The 15866-nt window shown below is 61.8% G+C and carries 14 protein-coding genes; 7 read left to right on the top strand and 7 right to left on the bottom strand.

Annotation, left to right across the window (positions count from 1 at the left end; translation table 11 throughout):
* Positions 1-1506, top strand: a 1506-nt coding sequence (locus ACTJJ7_RS18890) for a trimethylamine methyltransferase family protein (protein WP_440968468.1), incomplete at its 5' end; no start/stop codon positions are given.
* Positions 1507-1592: 86 nt separating this feature from the next.
* Complete coding sequence (locus ACTJJ7_RS18885; RefSeq protein WP_440968467.1) at positions 1593-2279, top strand: hypothetical protein; 687 nt, start codon at positions 1593-1595, stop codon at positions 2277-2279.
* Here the strand turns inward: ACTJJ7_RS18885 and ACTJJ7_RS18880 are convergent.
* A complete protein-coding gene (locus tag ACTJJ7_RS18880) occupies positions 2252-2374 on the bottom strand; it encodes a hypothetical protein (protein WP_440968466.1) in 123 nt (40 codons plus the stop codon). The two genes, ACTJJ7_RS18885 and ACTJJ7_RS18880, sit on opposite strands and share 28 nt — an antisense overlap.
* Before the next feature lie 28 nt (positions 2375-2402).
* Here ACTJJ7_RS18880 and ACTJJ7_RS18875 point away from each other — a divergent pair, with 28 nt between their 5' ends.
* A complete protein-coding gene (locus tag ACTJJ7_RS18875; RefSeq protein ID WP_440968472.1) occupies positions 2403-2945 on the top strand; it encodes an RNA polymerase sigma factor in 543 nt (180 codons plus the stop codon).
* 1 nt (position 2946) lies between these two features.
* Positions 2947-4986, top strand: coding sequence for a vWA domain-containing protein (locus ACTJJ7_RS18870; protein WP_440968465.1), 2040 nt, complete (start codon positions 2947-2949; stop codon positions 4984-4986).
* A 75-nt stretch (positions 4987-5061) separates the two neighbouring features.
* Here the strand turns inward: ACTJJ7_RS18870 and bmt are convergent, their stop codons facing one another.
* Together bmt and ACTJJ7_RS18860 are read right to left on the bottom strand one after the other, a co-directional pair.
* A complete protein-coding gene (gene bmt, locus ACTJJ7_RS18865) occupies positions 5062-6075 on the bottom strand; it encodes a betaine--homocysteine S-methyltransferase (RefSeq protein ID WP_105732294.1) in 1014 nt (337 codons plus the stop codon).
* 86 nt (positions 6076-6161) lie between these two features.
* The gene (locus ACTJJ7_RS18860) at positions 6162-6998 is read right to left on the bottom strand and encodes a helix-turn-helix domain-containing protein (RefSeq protein ID WP_105732295.1); all 837 of its coding nucleotides are present in this window, start codon (positions 6996-6998) and stop codon (positions 6162-6164) included.
* A 115-nt stretch (positions 6999-7113) separates the two neighbouring features.
* On the opposite strand from ACTJJ7_RS18860, the gene ACTJJ7_RS18855 reads away from it, so the two are divergent.
* Together ACTJJ7_RS18855 and ACTJJ7_RS18850 are read left to right on the top strand one after the other, a co-directional pair.
* Positions 7114-8148, top strand: a complete 1035-nt coding sequence (locus ACTJJ7_RS18855; protein ID WP_440968464.1) for a fatty acid desaturase — start codon at positions 7114-7116, stop codon at positions 8146-8148.
* A gap of 9 nt (positions 8149-8157) precedes the next feature.
* A complete protein-coding gene (locus ACTJJ7_RS18850; protein WP_440968463.1) occupies positions 8158-8916 on the top strand; it encodes a phosphate/phosphite/phosphonate ABC transporter substrate-binding protein in 759 nt (252 codons plus the stop codon).
* A 33-nt stretch (positions 8917-8949) separates the two neighbouring features.
* Here the strand turns inward: ACTJJ7_RS18850 and ACTJJ7_RS18845 are convergent, their stop codons facing one another.
* The gene (locus ACTJJ7_RS18845; RefSeq protein WP_440968462.1) at positions 8950-11526 is read right to left on the bottom strand and encodes a GcvT family protein; all 2577 of its coding nucleotides are present in this window, start codon (positions 11524-11526) and stop codon (positions 8950-8952) included.
* A 64-nt stretch (positions 11527-11590) separates the two neighbouring features.
* Positions 11591-13171 (bottom strand): trimethylamine methyltransferase family protein, encoded by a 1581-nt coding sequence (locus tag ACTJJ7_RS18840; protein ID WP_440968461.1) that lies wholly within the window; start codon positions 13169-13171, stop codon positions 11591-11593.
* Between the two features lie 5 nt (positions 13172-13176).
* Here ACTJJ7_RS18840 and ACTJJ7_RS18835 point away from each other — a divergent pair, with 5 nt between their 5' ends.
* Positions 13177-13359, top strand: a complete 183-nt coding sequence (locus ACTJJ7_RS18835) for a hypothetical protein (RefSeq protein ID WP_130270131.1) — start codon at positions 13177-13179, stop codon at positions 13357-13359.
* Positions 13360-13855: 496 nt separating this feature from the next.
* On the opposite strand, the gene ACTJJ7_RS18830 is transcribed toward ACTJJ7_RS18835, so the two are convergent.
* Positions 13856-14926, bottom strand: coding sequence for a quaternary amine ABC transporter ATP-binding protein (locus ACTJJ7_RS18830; RefSeq protein ID WP_440968460.1), 1071 nt, complete (start codon positions 14924-14926; stop codon positions 13856-13858).
* On the bottom strand, positions 14919-15806 hold the full coding sequence (locus ACTJJ7_RS18825) for an ABC transporter permease (protein ID WP_440968459.1): 888 nt from the start codon (positions 15804-15806) through the stop codon (positions 14919-14921). Before ACTJJ7_RS18825 ends, ACTJJ7_RS18830 begins: the two co-directional genes overlap by 8 nt.
* Positions 15807-15866 lie beyond the last annotated feature (60 nt).

Here is a 15866-nt window from a genome sequence, read left to right as displayed (position 1 = left end):
GCTGCCGCCCGCCGCGCCGCCCGTTCCGGCGGCGGCCCCGGCAAGTCGCTCACCTTTATCACCCGCAAGATTCGCGAATATGAAGTGCTGGATGAGGAAGGGCTGGCGCTGATCGAAGCCAATGCCGATACCGTTCTCGAAGAGGTCGGTATCGAGTTCCGCGATGATGCGGAAGCCCTGCAGCTCTGGCGCGAAGCCGGCGCCGACGTCAAAGGCGAACGGGTGCATTTCCCCAAGGGGCTTCCGCGGTCGCTTTTGAAGACAGCGCCCTCGATCTACACCCAGCATGCCCGCAATCCCGAACGGTCTGTCCAGATCGGCGGCAAGGCCACGGTGTTCGCGCCGGTGTACGGGCCGCCCTTCGTGCGTGATCTGGAAGGCAACCGCCGCTATGCGACCATCGAGGACTTCAACAATTTCGTGAAGCTTGCCTATATGGCGCCGTCGATCCACCACTCCGGCGGCACCGTGTGCGAGCCGGTCGACGTGCCCGTCAACAAGCGCCATCTCGACATGGTCTATGCGCATATCAAATATTCCGACAAGCCGTTCATGGGCTCGGTCACCGCGCCCGAGCGGGCGGAAGACACGATTGCCATGTGCAAGCTCGTCTTCGGCGAGGACTATCTCGACCAGAACACGGTCCTGACCAGCCTGATCAATGCCAACTCCCCCATGGTCTTCGATGAAACCATGGTCGGCGCGCTGAAGGTCTATGCCCGCAACAACCAGGCCTGCATCGTCACGCCGTTCATTCTTGCCGGCGCCATGAGCCCGGTGACCGTTGCCGGTACGCTGACGCAGGTTCTGGCGGAAGTGTTGGCCGGTGCCTCCTTCACCCAGCTGATCCGTCCGGGCGCTCCGGTCATTTTCGGCACCTTCGCCTCGTCGATCTCGATGCAGTCGGGTGCGCCGACATTCGGCACGCCGGAACCCTCGCTGGTCTCCTACGGCGCTGCACAGCTGGCGCGCCGTCTCGGGCTGCCGTTCCGCACCGGCGGTTCGCTCTGCGCCTCAAAGGTTTCCGATGCGCAGGCGGCCTATGAAAGCGCCAATACACTGAACTCGACGCTGCTGGCCGGGACAAACTTCGTGCTGCATTCGGCCGGCTGGCTCGAGGGCGGTCTCGTCTCTTCCTATGAAAAGTTCATGATGGACATCGACCAACTCGGCATGGCGCAGAAATTCGCCGAGGGCGTCGATCTCTCGGAGAACGGCCAGGCGATGGATGCCATCCGCCAGGTGGGGCCGGGCAGCCACTATCTCGGCTGCGACCACACACAGGCGAATTTCCAGACGGCGTTCTACCGCTCCAACATTGCCGACAACAATTCCTACGAGCAGTGGCTGGCCGAAGGCGAAAAACGTGCCGACCAGCGCGGCAACGAGCTGGCGCGGCGCTGGCTCGAAAGCTACGAGGCGCCGTATCTCGATCCGGCCATCGACGAATCGCTGAAGGAATTCATCGCCAAGAAGAAGGCGTCGATGCCCGACGCATTCACCTGAAAGAAGCCCGAGGACGGCCGGGCTAAAGTGGCCAGTCTGATCCATCAGGACGTCTGGGCCTCTGCTGTGAAGGGTCCAGGCCCCGGATGATTGTTGCCGATCCGCTCCTCGACCAGATCACCGCCGCGCTGGAACCGCATGGTCTCGTTCCGCGCGGCGGTTTCGTGTTTGGACCCGGTGAGACGGCGCCCGGCCTGCACCACGGCGCTGCAGCGCGCAGCGTTGTTCTCGCCGGCCATTTCGGTTCATCGATCTGGCCGCATTTTACACGGTGGCGGCAGGCACACAGCGGTCAGCCCGATCCGCTGGATGCATGGTCCAAGGCGGTGCTGACGCAGGTTGCGGACAAACTCGGCGGGCAGGCGGTGTTTCCGTCGGACAAGCCCTATCTGCCTTTCCAGCAATGGGCAAAGCGGGCGGAAAGTCTGTCTGCTTCGCCGCTGGGGCTGCTGATTCATCCCGAATATGGGCTCTGGCAGGCGTTTCGCGGCGCGCTGCTGTTTGACAGGGCAATCGGTTTTCCCGCTGTTCCCTTGAACAATCATCTCTGCGATAGCTGCATCGACAAGCCCTGCCTGCATGCCTGTCCAGTCGATGCTTTCGACGGGACCGGCTTTGCTGTGGACCGCTGCCGGGGGCATCTTGCGGTGCCGGAGGGCGCGCTTTGCAGGGATGGCGGCTGTCTTGCCCGGCTGGCCTGTCCCGTTGGCCGCGAACACGCCTATACCCCGGAACAGCAGCGCTTTCACATGGCGGCATTCGCCTCCGCCTGACGCCAGCCAAAAAATATTTTGATTGATTGCATTTTTTCACCCAAGGATTGACGCCATCGCATCGTCAAAGCTGCGATGAACAGGGTGACAGGCATTTTGGACACTTCCCGTTTGACGGATGACATGGCGGATGTTTCAACCCTTGTGGCGCAGGCGCGCGCGGGGGATCGCAGCGCATTCGGGCTTCTGATCGAGCAGAATTACGACTTCATCCACCGCATTGCCTGGCGTTGGTCGGGCAACCGCAACGATGCGGAGGATATCGCCCAGGATGTCTGCATCAAGCTTGGCAGTGCCATCCGCCAGTGGCGCGGCGAGGGTCTGCTGCGGACCTGGCTCTACCGGATGACGCTGAATGCCGCGCGTGATCACCTGCGCCGTCATGCGCGGGAAAAGCGCAAGGCCGAAGCCTATCACCGCGAGCTGCTCAACGATGCACCGGTTGCCGATGGCGCGGATGCCGAGGCCGGTGTCAACGCGCTGTGGGCGGCGGTCAAGACATTGCCTGACAAGACCGCGGACGCCGTCCTGCTGGTCTATGGGGAGGGATTGAATCATGCGCATGCAGCCCAAGTGCTCGATTGCGCCGAAGCCACGGTTTCGTGGCACATCCACGATGCCAAGAAACGGCTGAAGCGCATCCTGCGCGCGCCGGAGGGCTTTTGACATGACCGACGATCAAGACTTGAACCAGCTCGGCCGCATGACGCCGCCACCGCCATCCGATGCGGCCAAGCGCGCCGCGCTGCAGGCGGCCATGCGGGCGTTCGACACTGCCGATGCAAAAAATACCGCAGTGCAGACCCAAGGAAGCGGATTTATCCGGCGTCTCAGTTCCATCGCAACCCAATTGTGGAGTGAAACGATGGAAAAGAAATTGCTGTTGTCGACATCGGCCCTCGGCGGCCTGCTGATCCTGCCGATTGCGGGGTATGTCTCCTGGAACATGATGCACGACCCGCGCATGCTGGCGGGGGATCAGCAGGCTCCCGTCACCATAGCGGCGCAGCCGCCGCAGGTTGACGAGCCGAAGCCCCTGCCAACGGTTGAACCGGCCGCGCCGAGCCCGTTGCCTGTCAAGCGGGCGCCGCTTGCCGGGCAGGTTGAAGCGCTCAGCAGTTCGAAAACCATCGGGCAGGCGGCGGAAAAGCCCGTTCCCGCGGCCCCCATGCCCGCGCCTGCCGTGGAAATGGCGCAGGACAGCCTCGCTGCACCGGCTCCCATGGCCAATCAAAGCTTCACCAAGCTTGATAGCGAGGCCGCCATTGCGCCGCAGCAATCCTCGGGCGACCGGGTGCAGCGGTTCGATACCAATCCGGTCAAGCGCGTGGCCGATGATCCGGTGTCGACCTTCTCGATCGATGTGGACACGGCCTCCTACGCCATGGTGCGCCGTTCGCTGAAGGACGGTGCCTTGCCCGATCCCGACAGCGTGCGCGTCGAGGAGATGATCAATTATTTCCCCTATGACTGGAAAGGGCCGCAGAGCCGCGAGACGCCGTTCAACACCACGATCACCGTAACGCCCACCCCGTGGAACCAGAACACCAAGCTGATGCATATCGGCATCAAGGGCTATGACGTCATCCCGGCGGAAAAGCCGCGCGCCAATCTGGTGTTCCTGATCGATGTCTCGGGATCGATGGATGAGCCGGACAAGCTGCCGCTGCTGAAATCCGCCTTCCACATGCTGGTGGGCAAGCTCGACCCGAAGGACAAGGTGTCGATCGTCACCTATGCGGGCAATGCCGGAACCGTACTGGAACCGACGGAGGTGAAGGACAAGGCAAAAATCTTTGACGCATTGAACCGGCTGGAGGCGGGCGGATCGACGGCGGGCGAAGCGGGTATCAAGGAGGCCTATCGCCTCGCCAAGGCCAATTTCGTCAAGGACGGCGTCAACCGCGTGATGCTGGCCACCGACGGCGATTTCAACGTCGGCCAGTCCAGCGACGATGAGCTGAAGACACTGATCGAGGATGAGCGCAAATCGGGCGTGTTCCTGTCGGTCTTCGGGTTCGGCGAGGGCAATTACAACGATGAGATGATGCAGGTTCTGGCGCAGAACGGCAACGGCACCGCCGCCTATATCGATACGCTGGCCGAAGCGGAAAAGACGCTGGTGCAGGAAGCAACCTCGACGCTGTTTCCGATTGCCAAGGATGTGAAAATCCAGGTCGAGTTCAATCCGGCTGTGGTGGCGGAATACCGGCTGATCGGCTACGAAACCCGTGCCCTCAAGCGCGAGGATTTCAACAATGACCGCATCGATGCCGGTGAAATCGGTTCGGGACATACGGTGACGGCCATTTACGAGATCACGCCGAAGAACAGTCCGGCCGTGCTGACCGATGACCTGCGCTACGCCAAGCCCAATGCAGCAACTGCCGATGCGAAAGCGGGATCGGATGAATATGCCTTCTTCAAGATCCGCTACAAGCTGCCGAACGAAGATGTGAGCAAGCTGATCACGACGCCGGTGACAAAGGCCAATGAGGTTTCGGCAGCCGCATCGGATGATGTGCGGTTCTCGACGGCCGTTGCCGCCTTCGGTCAAAAGCTGCGCGGGACGGACAGTCTGGCGACCTACAGCTATGCCGACATTGCCAAGCTCGGCGCGGGATCGCGCGGCGACGATGCCTTTGGCTATCGCAGCGAATTCCTGTCGCTGGTGCGGCTGGCCGATGCGCTGGAAGCTAAGAAATAAGGTAGTTGCATGGTTGAAAAGCAAATGGCCGGGATTTCCCGGCCATTTTTGTCTCACATGCCAAATGGCCCGATCTCAGCCCCGGCGGCCGCGGCGCTCGCGCTTGGGCAGGTCATCGGCATGGGCGGACAGCTTGTTGCGCATCGGCCCGATGGTTTCGATGATGGTCTCCACCGTCGGCCGGGTGCCGTTGACATGGCTGTCGAGTGCCTTGCGCATGGCGGCCAGGTGCACGAACGAGGTGCCGCAGCAGCCGCCGATGATCTTTGCGCCGCCGTCAATCGCCATATGCGCATAATTGGCCATGAGTTCCGGCGTGCCGGAATAGAAAATCTCCGCGCCGCGGAATTCCGGAATGCCGCAATTGCCCTTGATGACGATGGTGGCCTGCGGATCGGCTTCCGACATGTCGAGCAGCGAAGCGAGGATATCCGAGGCGCCGACGCCGCAATTGGCGCCCACCGCGACAGGGCGCGCGGCAAGCCCGTCGACGACCGCGTGAATATCTTTCGGCGGCAGGCCCATCATGGTCTTCCCCGCCGTATCGAAGGAGCCGGTATAGACATAGGGCAGGCCAACCTTGACGGCAGCTTCTGCAGCGGCACGGATCTCGCCGGGCGCCGACATGGTTTCGATCCAGGCGACATCGACGCCGCCGGCCTTCAGGCCTTCCAGCTGTTCGGTGAAGGCGGCAACGGCATCCTCTTCGGTCAGCGCGCCAAGCGGCACCAGCAGTTCGCCGGTCGGCCCGACCGATCCGGCGACAATCACCTTGCGCCCGGCCTTGTCGGCCACGGTGCGCGCGAGCTCGGCGGCCTTCCTGTTCAGCTCGAAAACCCGGTCCTGCGCGTGATGCAGCTTCAGGCGATGCCGCGTGCCGCCGAAGGAATTGGTGAGGATGATGTCAGCCCCGGCATCGACGAAGCCCTGATGCAGGGCAATGATCTTTTCCGGCTGGGCTTCATTCCACAGTTCGGGCGCTTCACCGGCCTCCAGGCCCGCGGCAAACAGGTTTGTGCCGGTCGCGCCGTCAGCCAAAAGGACACCTTTTTCAGCAAGAAGATCGGCAAGCGGATTGGCTGTGGTCATGGCGCGTTCCTTTGGTGCTATTTAGATAACGATATAAGGAAGTCTTTATATGTGGTCAATCTTCATTTGCGACAAGCGCTGACGCATCATTCGGCCTTGAGCGCGGAGACATAGGCGGCAACCTCGTGGGCGTTGATCTTTGCCACGCGGATCAGCCCGTCGAAATGCCGCTGCATGGTCAAGACCGCCTCCGTTGTATTGAGGACGAGATACATCTCGCCGACGAAGATTGCGGCGCGGTAGGGGCCGAAGACGGTATAGGGCACCGAGAAGCGCTCGCGCCCGTCGAACAGATAGAGCCGGAAGGACGGGTAGAGCTCGTCGATCAGCGCGCTCATCCGTTGCAGCTGTTCTTCCCGGATATCGCGCGACAGGTCGCCCCAGATGCCGCCGCCCTTGGCGAAATCGCGCAGGGTCTGGTAGGGCATGCACACTTCCATGTCCGTGCCGGGCTGGCGGTTGTAATCCAGCCGGAACGCGGTTTCGGCGATCTGGGTGACGGGATCGCGGTGCACCAGCGATGTCTCGTAGGCGATCACCGCCTGGGTGCGCAGGAGGTCGGGAATGCGGGCCGGGACATAGCGGATCTTGCTGCCCGAGGCTTCCGCATGCCAGCGGACCAGCAGCGTCCGCTCGAAGCCGTCGACGCCTTCCTCGATCTCCATGCTGGCGCGCAGTTCGCCGATGATGCCCTCGTCCTGGCTGAGGCCGAGCAGCCAGTCCAGCGACACCGCATAGCGCTCGGCAATGTTGAGCAGCGTTTCCACGCGCGGCAGGCGGGTGGACTGGCCGGACAGGAGCTGGGAGAGGGCGGAGCGGTCGATGCCGACCGCTGCCGCGAAGGACGACTGGTTGTCGCCGCTGCGGTTGAGCAGGCTCCTGATCCGCTCCTGAAACAGGCGCGACAGATCGCGTTTGTCCATTTTTCCGCCTCTTTGTTTACTGAGTACAACAAATGCAAGATTTGGTGCGCAAAATCAACGGTTTCTCACAATAATATCATTGCTGACAGTTTTGGACAGTGAGACCATGAAAATCATGGAATCAGAAGCACATACAACAGAACCAACTGACAAAACCGGCCGGGAACGCAAGCACCCCGGCATCGAATGGCCAACCATCGGCTTGATGTTCGTCTGCTACGGACTGTGGTTCGCGGCCGGCGCATACCTCTATCCCGCCATGCCATTCGCGGCTTTGGCGCTGATGGCGGTGGCGGTGGCGTTTCACTCCTCGCTGCAGCACGAAGCCCTGCATGGACATCCCACGCGCAGCGGCTGGCTGAACGAACTTCTCGTCTCTTTGCCGCTCGGCCTGTTCTATCCCTATCGCCGTTACAAGCATCTGCACCTGAAGCACCATGCGGATGAGCGGCTGACCGATCCCTATGACGATCCGGAGAGCTATTACCGGGCGCTGGGCGACTGGGATAAGCTGCCGGGCATCCTGAAAACCCTGCTGCGCTGGAACAATACGCTCATTGGCCGGGTTGTCATCGGGCCGGTTCTCATGGTGATAGGCTTCCTCATCAGCGAGGCCAGGCTGATTTCGGGCGGCGACCGCAAGGTACGCAATGCCTGGTTGTCGCATGCTGCCGGGCTTGTCGTTCTGGTTGCCCTGTTGCTGGGGTTCGGCATTCCGCTCTGGCTCTATGCCGTGACATCGGCCTATGCCGGGTTGTCGATCATCGCCATCCGCACCTATTGCGAGCATCAATGGTCCGAGCGTCCGGATGGCCGCACGATCATCGTCGAGACATCGCCGCTGGCGCTGCTGTTCCTCAACAACAACCTGCATTTCGTCCATCACAAGCGGCCGACGGTTCCGTGGTACAAGCTGCCGAAGCTCTACAGCGAGCAACGTGAAGAGTGGAAGGCCATGAATGGCGGCTATGTCTTCCGCAACTATTTCGAGATCCTGCGCGCCTATGCTTTCCGCAGCAAGGAAGAGGTCGTGCATCCGGTGCTGCGGCGTGAACCGGCAACGGCCCGGGCTTTTCATCCGCGCCGTCACGGCATTTCCCTGCAGGGCGGCACCAGCGTGCCTATTCCCGCCGAACCTCCGACAGAGTAACATCCCCGCATGACCCCTATTGCAGCCTTGCCGATGTATGATTGGCCGGAACGGCGCGCCGAAGTGGATGCGCAGTGGATTGTCCTGCGCGACAGGCTGCGGGCAAGGGGGTTCGATGCGCCGGATTACCTGACGCGGCGCAATGGCGACCTGCCGCCCGTTCCCGGCGGAATCCGCGATGCCTCGGGCGCGGTGATTGCGCCCGATCCGGCGACGCTGCCGCCCGATGAACTCGACCTGCCGGCGCTGTGGCGCCATCCGGCATTGCTGCTCGCCCAGACCTGCTGGGGACCGATGGAGCTCGGCCTTGCCGCGCATGTGCATGTGGCGGGGCAGGACGATTATTCCGGCGTGGCGGGCGGCGACGAGGCGTTCTATTCCAGCGCGCTTGTCATGCGCCGGGGCGAGGGGCTGGCGGTTGCGGCACCGCGTGGCGGTGAACCGGTGCTGCCGGTGGATCGCCTGCGGGGCAAGCGCTTTGCCTTCAACAGTCCTGATTCCATGTCGGGCTATCTTGCCATGGAGCGCGACCTGGCGCTGCAGGGTGAGGGGTTCGCACTGTTCGCGCGGCTTGTCGAGACCGGCGGTCACCGCCTGTCCATCGAGGCGGTGGCGTCAGGCCGCGCCGATATCGCCGCGATCGACTGCAAGTCGTGGGCGCTCGCCCAGCGTCACCACGAAGCCGCCAGCGCCCTCATTGTCGTGGGCTGGACGGGCAGGCGCAAGGGCCTGCCCTTTGTCTCGGCGTTTGAAGGTGTGGCTGTTTAGATCCACATTGCATATCTATCGTGCGTGGTCCGATCACCCGCGCATTTTGGCACCGGATGGATCGAAGGGCGGCTCGATGTTGATGCGGGCGGCGCGGCGAAGACCCAAGATCTCGACCTCGAACAGCCCGGCATTCTCGTTGTCGGCAAGCTCGGCGGGTACATAGCCCTGCGCCATGGAATGGCCGACATAATGGGCGTAACCGCCCGATGTGACCCAGCCGACCACGCGCCATTCACCCTGCACCGCACCCTTGTCGCCCTCGAAGGACACGACCGCGCCCGCATCGTTGAAGCGCGGTGCGCCGATGCCGTGTCCGGCCTCGACGACGCCGTAATCCTTGCTGACCTTGGCCCAGATCGGCTCGTCGCCCATGACATCGGCAGCGCCATTGCCATCAGGCACATCGATGATCAGCGAGACCCGCCGCAGCTTCTTGCTGGTCCCGGCATCGAATTCGGCCTTTTCCTGCGCCGCCGCCTCGCGGCCGATGAAGTCGTTCTTGCCGAGCTTGATGAAACGATCCATCGAGCCTTCATAGGGGCCGTAGATCGGGCGCAGTTCGCGGAACCAGGTCGGGAAATTCTTCTCAAGCCGCATGGAGAGCAGGGCGCGCATGCCGAAATCGACAATACCGAATTCCTCGCCCGCAGCCTTGATGGCGGTGTAGACCAGCCGCTGATAGGCCGGTTCCATCCAGATTTCGTAGCCGAGATCGCCGGTATAGGAAATGCGGTTGACCTTGCACGGCGCGCCGCCGACCGCCATTTCGCGGAAATCCATGAACCGGAAGGCGGTGTTGGACACGTCTTCGTCAACAAGCTTGGCAAGCAGGTCGCGCGCTTTCGGTCCGGCAATGGACAGGCCGACCAGCGTCTGGTCGAAGCGGTGGATATGCACCGACCCGTCTTTCGGCTGGTGCTTCTGGAACCAGCGCATGTGGTAGCGCTGGGCGGCGGATGAGCCCCAGATGAGGAAGCGGTCTTCGGCTGCTTTGGCGATGGTGAAATCGCCGATCAGCTTGCCCTTCTCGTTCAGCATGGGGGTGAGGACCAGACGCCCGACTTTCGGCATCGTGTTGGTCATCAAGCGCGACAGGAAGGCCTCCGCGCCGCTGCCGGTGACTTCGTATTTGGCGAAGTTGGCGATTTCGGTGACGCCGACCCGCTCACGCGTGGCGCGGACTTCGTTGCCGATATGCTCGAAATCGTTGGAGCGGTGGTAGGAAACGATATCCCTAGCCTCAGTTCCCTTCGGGGCGAACCAGAGCGGGGTTTCCAGACCCCAGGAATCGCCCATGACGGCGTTCTGCGCCAGCATGGTGTCATAGAGCGGCGTCGTCTGCTGCGGCCGTGCGGCGGGCAGTTCCTCGTTGGGGAAACGGATGGAGAAGCGGCGCGAATAGTTTTCGCGCACTTTTGCGTTGGTATAGCGCAGCGTGGCCCATTCGCCGAAGCGGGCGACATCCATGCCCCAGACGTCGAAGCCGGGTTCGCCGTGCACCATCCAGTTGGAAAGCGCGAGGCCGACGCCGCCGCCCTGGCTGAACCCGGCCATGACGGCGCAGGCGGTCCAGTAATTGGTCAGGCCGGGGACAGGGCCGACCAGCGGGTTGCCATCCGGCGCGAAGGTGAAGGGGCCGTTGATGATCTGCTTGATGCCGGCCTTTTCGATGCCGGGGAAATGCTTGAAGCCAACTTCAAGCGACGGGGCGATGCGGTCGATATCCGGGGCCAGCAGTTCATGGCCGAAATCCCATGGCGTGTTGACCGGCGACCATGGCTTGGCCGCCTTTTCATAGGTACCGAGCAGGATGCCGTTGCGTTCCTGCCGCGTGTAAATCTCGCCCTTGAAATCCATGACGCCGATCAGCTCGCGCCCGGTCGACTGGTTGAATTCCATCACTTCCGGAACGTCTTCGGTCAGGAGATACATGTGCTCCATCGCCAGAACCGGCAGTTCGAGCCCCACCATGCGGCCGACTTCGCGTGCCCACAGGCCGCCGCAATTGACCACATGCTCGGCCTTCACGGTTCCCTGTTCGGTGACCACGTTCCAGGTGCCGTCGACCTCCTGCGTCAGTTCGACGACGCGGTTGCGCAGGGAGATTTCAGCCCCCAGCTTGCGGGCGGCCTTGGCATAGGCATGGGTGGTGCCGGACGGGTCAAGATGGCCTTCGACAGGATCCCACATGGCGCCGACAAAGTTGGTTTCGTCCATCAGCGGGAACATGGCCTTGGCTTCGGAGGGGGTGATGAGTTCCGTGTCCATGCCGAGATAGCGGCCGCGCGCATGGGCAAGACGCAGAAAATCCATGCGCTCGGGACTGTCAGCCATCATCACGCCGCCGGTCAGGTGCAGGCCGCAGGACTGGCCGGAGAGTTCCTCGATTTCCTTGTAGAGGCTGACCGTATAGGCCTGCAGCTTGGCGACGTTCGGATCGCCGTTCAGCGTGTGGAAACCGCCTGCCGCATGCCAGGATGAACCGGATGTCAGCTCCGAGCGTTCGATCAGCATGACATCGGTCCAGCCGGCGCGGGCGAGATGGTAGAGGACCGAGCATCCGACTACGCCGCCGCCAATGACCACTGCTTTAACGTGCGATTTCATTCACTTATGCCTCATGTGTAAAAATGTGATTCAACGTGTTGTGCGTTAGAGTCCGGTGCGGCGGTCAGAAATCCGTCGGCGCGCCGCCTTCAGCCTTGCGCCGGGCGACGAAGGCATTGATCTCTTCTTCGATCGCCGGGTCGATGGCGGGCTTCTCATAGGTGGCAAGCCGTTCCTTCCAGACCCGGTTGGCGCGCTCGATGGCCGTGGGTGAACCGGCCTCCTGCCACGTCTCGTAATTGCGCCAGTCGGAAAGGATCGGCGCGTAGAAGGCCGTCTTGTAGCGCGACTGGGTGTGAGCGGTGCCGAAGAAATGGCCGCCGGGGCCAACATCGCGCATGGCTTCGATGCCGAGCGCGTCGTCCGACAGGTCGAGCGGGGTCAGGAACTCGGCCACCATCTGCAGCAGATCAAAATCGAGGATCATCTTTTCATAGGAGCAGCACAGGCCGCCCTCCAGCCAGCCGGCGGAATGCAGCATGAAATTGCCGCCGCCCTGGATCGCGCCCCACAGGGAGAAGACGGATTCATAGGCCGCCTGCGCGTCGACCGTGTTGGCGGCGCAGACATTGGAGGTGCGGTAGGGGATCTTGTAGCGGCGGGCAAGCTGGCCGCCGACCATCTGCGCCTTCATGTATTCGGGCGTGCCGAAAGCGGGCGCCCCGGATTTCATGTCGACATTGGAGGTGAAGCCGCCATAGCCGACCGGCGCGCCCTTTTTGACCATCTGGGTGAAGGAGATGCCGGCGAGCGCTTCGGCGTTCTGCTGCACCAGCGCCCCGGCGATGGTCACCGGCGCCATGGCGCCCGCCAGCGTGAATGGCGTGACGATGACGATCTGGCCATTGCCCGACATATGGATGATGCCTTCCATCATCGGCACGTCGAGCTTCAAGGGCGAATTGGTGTTGATGATGGTGTAGCAGGAGGCCTCGTTCTGCAGCTGCTCCTGGCTGATGCCGCGGGCGAGGCGGGCGATCTCGATGCCATCCAGATTACGTTCCTTGCCGAGCGAATAGATGTGGAAGGCCTTGTCGGAGAGTGTGGCGAGATCGCGGATGCATTCGAGGTGGCGCACCGAGGGATGAATGTCGATCGGCTCGACGGGATAGCCGCCCGTGGTGTTGATGATGTTGTGCATCTGCGCCAGTTTGACGAAGTTGCGGAAATCCGCCTGATTGCCGGAGCGGCGGCCATTGTCCGTATCGGAGCAATTGGGCGCCGAACCCATCTGTGCGAAAATCAGGTTGTTGCCGCCGAAGCGTACATTGTGGGCGGGATTGCGCGCATGCAGGGTGAATTCCGACGGCGCATGGCTGACATAGTCGAGGATCATGTCCTTGTCGAAATGCACGCGCTGGGAGCCGGGGCGCACATCGGCGCCTGCCGTCTTCATGATCTCGCGCGCGCCATCATGCAGCACGTCGACGCCGATCTCCTGCAGCACGCGCAGCGAGGCGTTGTGGATCGATTCCAGCTCGTCGTCGGAAATGATTTTTGTCGGCGTGAACGGGATTTTCAACTGCCGGAACGGTGGCTGGTCGAAGGCGCCGCTTTCAACGCTGCGGGGGCGGGAGCGTCCGCCACGCCGGCCGTGATCGCGTGCCGTTGCGGGGATTTCGATGTCTGCTGCCGGTTCACTCATAGCTCATGCCCTTCACTTGCGATGGTGCCACTATCGCCACAGACGCGGCAATCGTGCGCGGCCTGAGCGACGCCGAGCGCAAGGGAAGCGACATGGCTGGCGGACGGGTGAAATGGGCGGAAAAGGGCGCGCGCCTGCGCAGCCCGTTTGTTCCCCTTGCCACGCCCGCAAATGCGTCTGGCTGTTGAGAGAGGAGAATGACGGGCGGTCCTTGGAACGCGGGTCTTGGGGTATGCTGTATGCTATGCTTGCGATCCAAGGACCACCCGCCCCGGCGTTTTCAGGTTTTTGCCCGATGTTTCACCATTGGGCCAAACCTCCCCGGCCGCACGAGGTTTTTTCCCTCGTGAAGCCAAAGCGCCGATCCTTTCCCGACTTTCGAAGGTTTCCGGAAGCATTCCCGCCGGAAAGGACAGGAATGAGAATAAGCGAGGTTGGGAGAACGTGGATAAGTTGGTGTGATTTTTTTGTGATGGGGGTCTTTCACCCCCCTCTGTCCTGCCGGACATCTCCCCCACAAGGGGGGAGATCAGCTGTCATTGCTGTTTCAGCCAGTCTTCAACATTGAAAACAACGCAAAAGCGTTCATGCCGATGTGATCTCCCCCCTTGTGGGGGGGCCGAAGGACGGGCGAGACCCGTGGCTCGCCCCGGAGGGCGGCAGCCCAGAGGGGGGTGAGAGCGCCTACTCCGCCGCCTGATGGGTCAGATGGCTGATGGGGGTGACCATCGCCTGGATCAGGTTGTTCATGCTGATGACGCCAAGCGGTTTGCCGGCCTCGTCCACAACGGTTGCGTGCTGCTGGTTGGCGTCGGTCATGGTCTTGGCCGCTTCCTCAAGGATCGTGCCGGTCTTGACCGTCACGCCGCCGGCATTGGCCGAACCGTCGCCCTTGGTCGAGATGGTGTCCACCATGATCACCCGGCCGCGGTTCACTTCCTTGACGAAGCTTGAAATGTACTCATCGGCAGGTTTCAGCACGATATCCTGTCCGGTGCCCTGCTGGACCACCTCGCCGTCGCGCAGGATGGCAATCCGGTCGCCGAGCCGCAGCGCTTCATCAAGATCGTGGGTGATGAACACGATGGTCTTCTTGATTTCCTTCTGCAGGTCGAGAAGCACGGACTGCATGTCCATGCGGATCAGCGGGTCAAGGGCGGAAAAGGCTTCGTCCATCAACAGGATGGGCGCGTCATTGGTCAGCGCGCGGGCAAGGCCGACGCGCTGCTGCATGCCGCCCGACAGCTGGTTGGGATAATTCTCCTCAAAGCCCTTCAGGCCGACCCGTTCGATCCAGCGGCGGGCCTGTTCTTCCTGCTTTGCCCGGCTCAGGCCCTGGATTTCCAGGCCATAGACCGTGTTGTCGAGCACCGTGCGGTGGGGAAGCAGCGCAAACTTCTGGAAAACCATCGCTGTCTTGTGGCGGCGAAATTCGCGCAGGTCGTTCTGGTTCATCTTGCAGACATCGGCGTTGCCGATGATGACCTCGCCGACCGTCGGATCGATCAGCCGGTTGATGTGGCGGATCAGCGTCGATTTGCCCGAACCCGAGAGACCCATGACCACCTGGATGCAGCCGGCGGGCATATCGATATTGATATCGCGCAGGCCGAGCACGTGGTTGTGCTTTTCATTGAGTTCGGTCTTGGTCATGCCCTTTTTGACGGCATCGACGTAAGCTCCCGGTTTCTGGCCGAAAATCTTGTAGAGATTTTTGATCTGGATACCGGCGCCCTGAACGGAACGATCAGCCATGAACCACCTCCTGGTGCTTTTGAAGGCGCATGCCATAGGCCTGGCTGACGCGGTCAAAAATGATGGCAATGCCGACAATGGCAAGACCGTTGAAAAGTCCGAGCGAGAAGAACTGGCCGTTGACCGAGCGCAGGACCGGCTGGCCGAGACCCTGGACGCCGATCATCGAGGCAATGACCACCATGGCGAGCGCCATCATGATCGTCTGGTTGATACCGGCCATGATGGTGGGCAGGGCGAGGGGGATCTGCACGTTCTTCAGGCGTTGCCAGCTCGATGAGCCGAAGGCATCGGCGGCCTCGAGCACGTCCTTGTCAACGAGCCGTATGCCGAGATTGGTCAGGCGGATCATCGGCGGAATGGCGTAGATCACCACCGCGATGAGGCCGGGAACCTTACCGATGCCGAGCAGCATGACCACGGGAATGAGGTAGACGAAGCTCGGCATGGTCTGCATGACGTCAAGAATGGGATTGACGATGCGCTGGAAGCCGTCGGAGCGCGCCATGATGATGCCGATGGGAATGCCGACGACGACGGAGACGACAGTGCCGACAAAAATCATCGCGATGGTCTTCATCGCATCGCTCCACATATCGAAATAGCCGATCAGGAGCAGGGTGATGACCGTTCCGGCCACGATCTTCCAGTTGCGGCTGGCGAGCCAGGCAATGCCGGCGATCAGGAGAACCATGATCGGCCAGGGCGTCGTCGTCATGAATTTTTCGGCCTGGATCAGGAAATATTGCAGCGGCTGGAAAAATGACTCGATCACATCGCCGTAACTGCGGGTGAAAGCCTTGAAGCCTTCATCCATGGCTTTTTTTAAATTGCGGAGTGTCTCGTCATTCATTTTCGGGAATGAGTAGAACCAATCCATATGGTGCGTCCCCTTCTTTGTGGGTCATCAAATGACCATCGCGACCGGACGCGGCAACGT

It is taken from the genome of Phyllobacterium sp. 22229, assembly GCF_052056495.1.
Taxonomy (GTDB): Bacteria; Pseudomonadota; Alphaproteobacteria; order Rhizobiales; family Rhizobiaceae; genus Phyllobacterium; species Phyllobacterium myrsinacearum.
The sequence above is the reverse complement of the archived record's forward strand: the minus strand, read 5'-3'. Positions and strand labels throughout refer to the sequence as shown.

What these genes read in the sequence shown, in the direction of transcription:
- ACTJJ7_RS18825 (WP_440968459.1), bottom strand. Translation starts at nt 15,806, where the DNA reads ATGGATTGGTTCTACTCATTCCCGAAAATGAATGACGAGACACTCCGC.
- bmt (WP_105732294.1), bottom strand. Translation starts at nt 6,075, where the DNA reads ATGACCACAGCCAATCCGCTTGCCGATCTTCTTGCTGAAAAAGGTGTC.
- ACTJJ7_RS18875 (WP_440968472.1), top strand. Translation starts at nt 2,403, where the DNA reads ATGGCGGATGTTTCAACCCTTGTGGCGCAGGCGCGCGCGGGGGATCGC.
- ACTJJ7_RS18830 (WP_440968460.1), bottom strand. Translation starts at nt 14,926, where the DNA reads ATGGCTGATCGTTCCGTTCAGGGCGCCGGTATCCAGATCAAAAATCTC.
- ACTJJ7_RS18860 (WP_105732295.1), bottom strand. Translation starts at nt 6,998, where the DNA reads ATGGACAAACGCGATCTGTCGCGCCTGTTTCAGGAGCGGATCAGGAGC.
- ACTJJ7_RS18840 (WP_440968461.1), bottom strand. Translation starts at nt 13,171, where the DNA reads ATGAGTGAACCGGCAGCAGACATCGAAATCCCCGCAACGGCACGCGAT.
- ACTJJ7_RS18845 (WP_440968462.1), bottom strand. Translation starts at nt 11,526, where the DNA reads ATGAAATCGCACGTTAAAGCAGTGGTCATTGGCGGCGGCGTAGTCGGA.
- ACTJJ7_RS18855 (WP_440968464.1), top strand. Translation starts at nt 7,114, where the DNA reads ATGGAATCAGAAGCACATACAACAGAACCAACTGACAAAACCGGCCGG.
- ACTJJ7_RS18850 (WP_440968463.1), top strand. Translation starts at nt 8,158, where the DNA reads ATGACCCCTATTGCAGCCTTGCCGATGTATGATTGGCCGGAACGGCGC.
- ACTJJ7_RS18870 (WP_440968465.1), top strand. Translation starts at nt 2,947, where the DNA reads ATGACCGACGATCAAGACTTGAACCAGCTCGGCCGCATGACGCCGCCA.
- ACTJJ7_RS18885 (WP_440968467.1), top strand. Translation starts at nt 1,593, where the DNA reads ATGATTGTTGCCGATCCGCTCCTCGACCAGATCACCGCCGCGCTGGAA.
- ACTJJ7_RS18880 (WP_440968466.1), bottom strand. Translation starts at nt 2,374, where the DNA reads ATGCCTGTCACCCTGTTCATCGCAGCTTTGACGATGCGATGGCGTCAA.
- ACTJJ7_RS18835 (WP_130270131.1), top strand. Translation starts at nt 13,177, where the DNA reads ATGCCCTTCACTTGCGATGGTGCCACTATCGCCACAGACGCGGCAATC.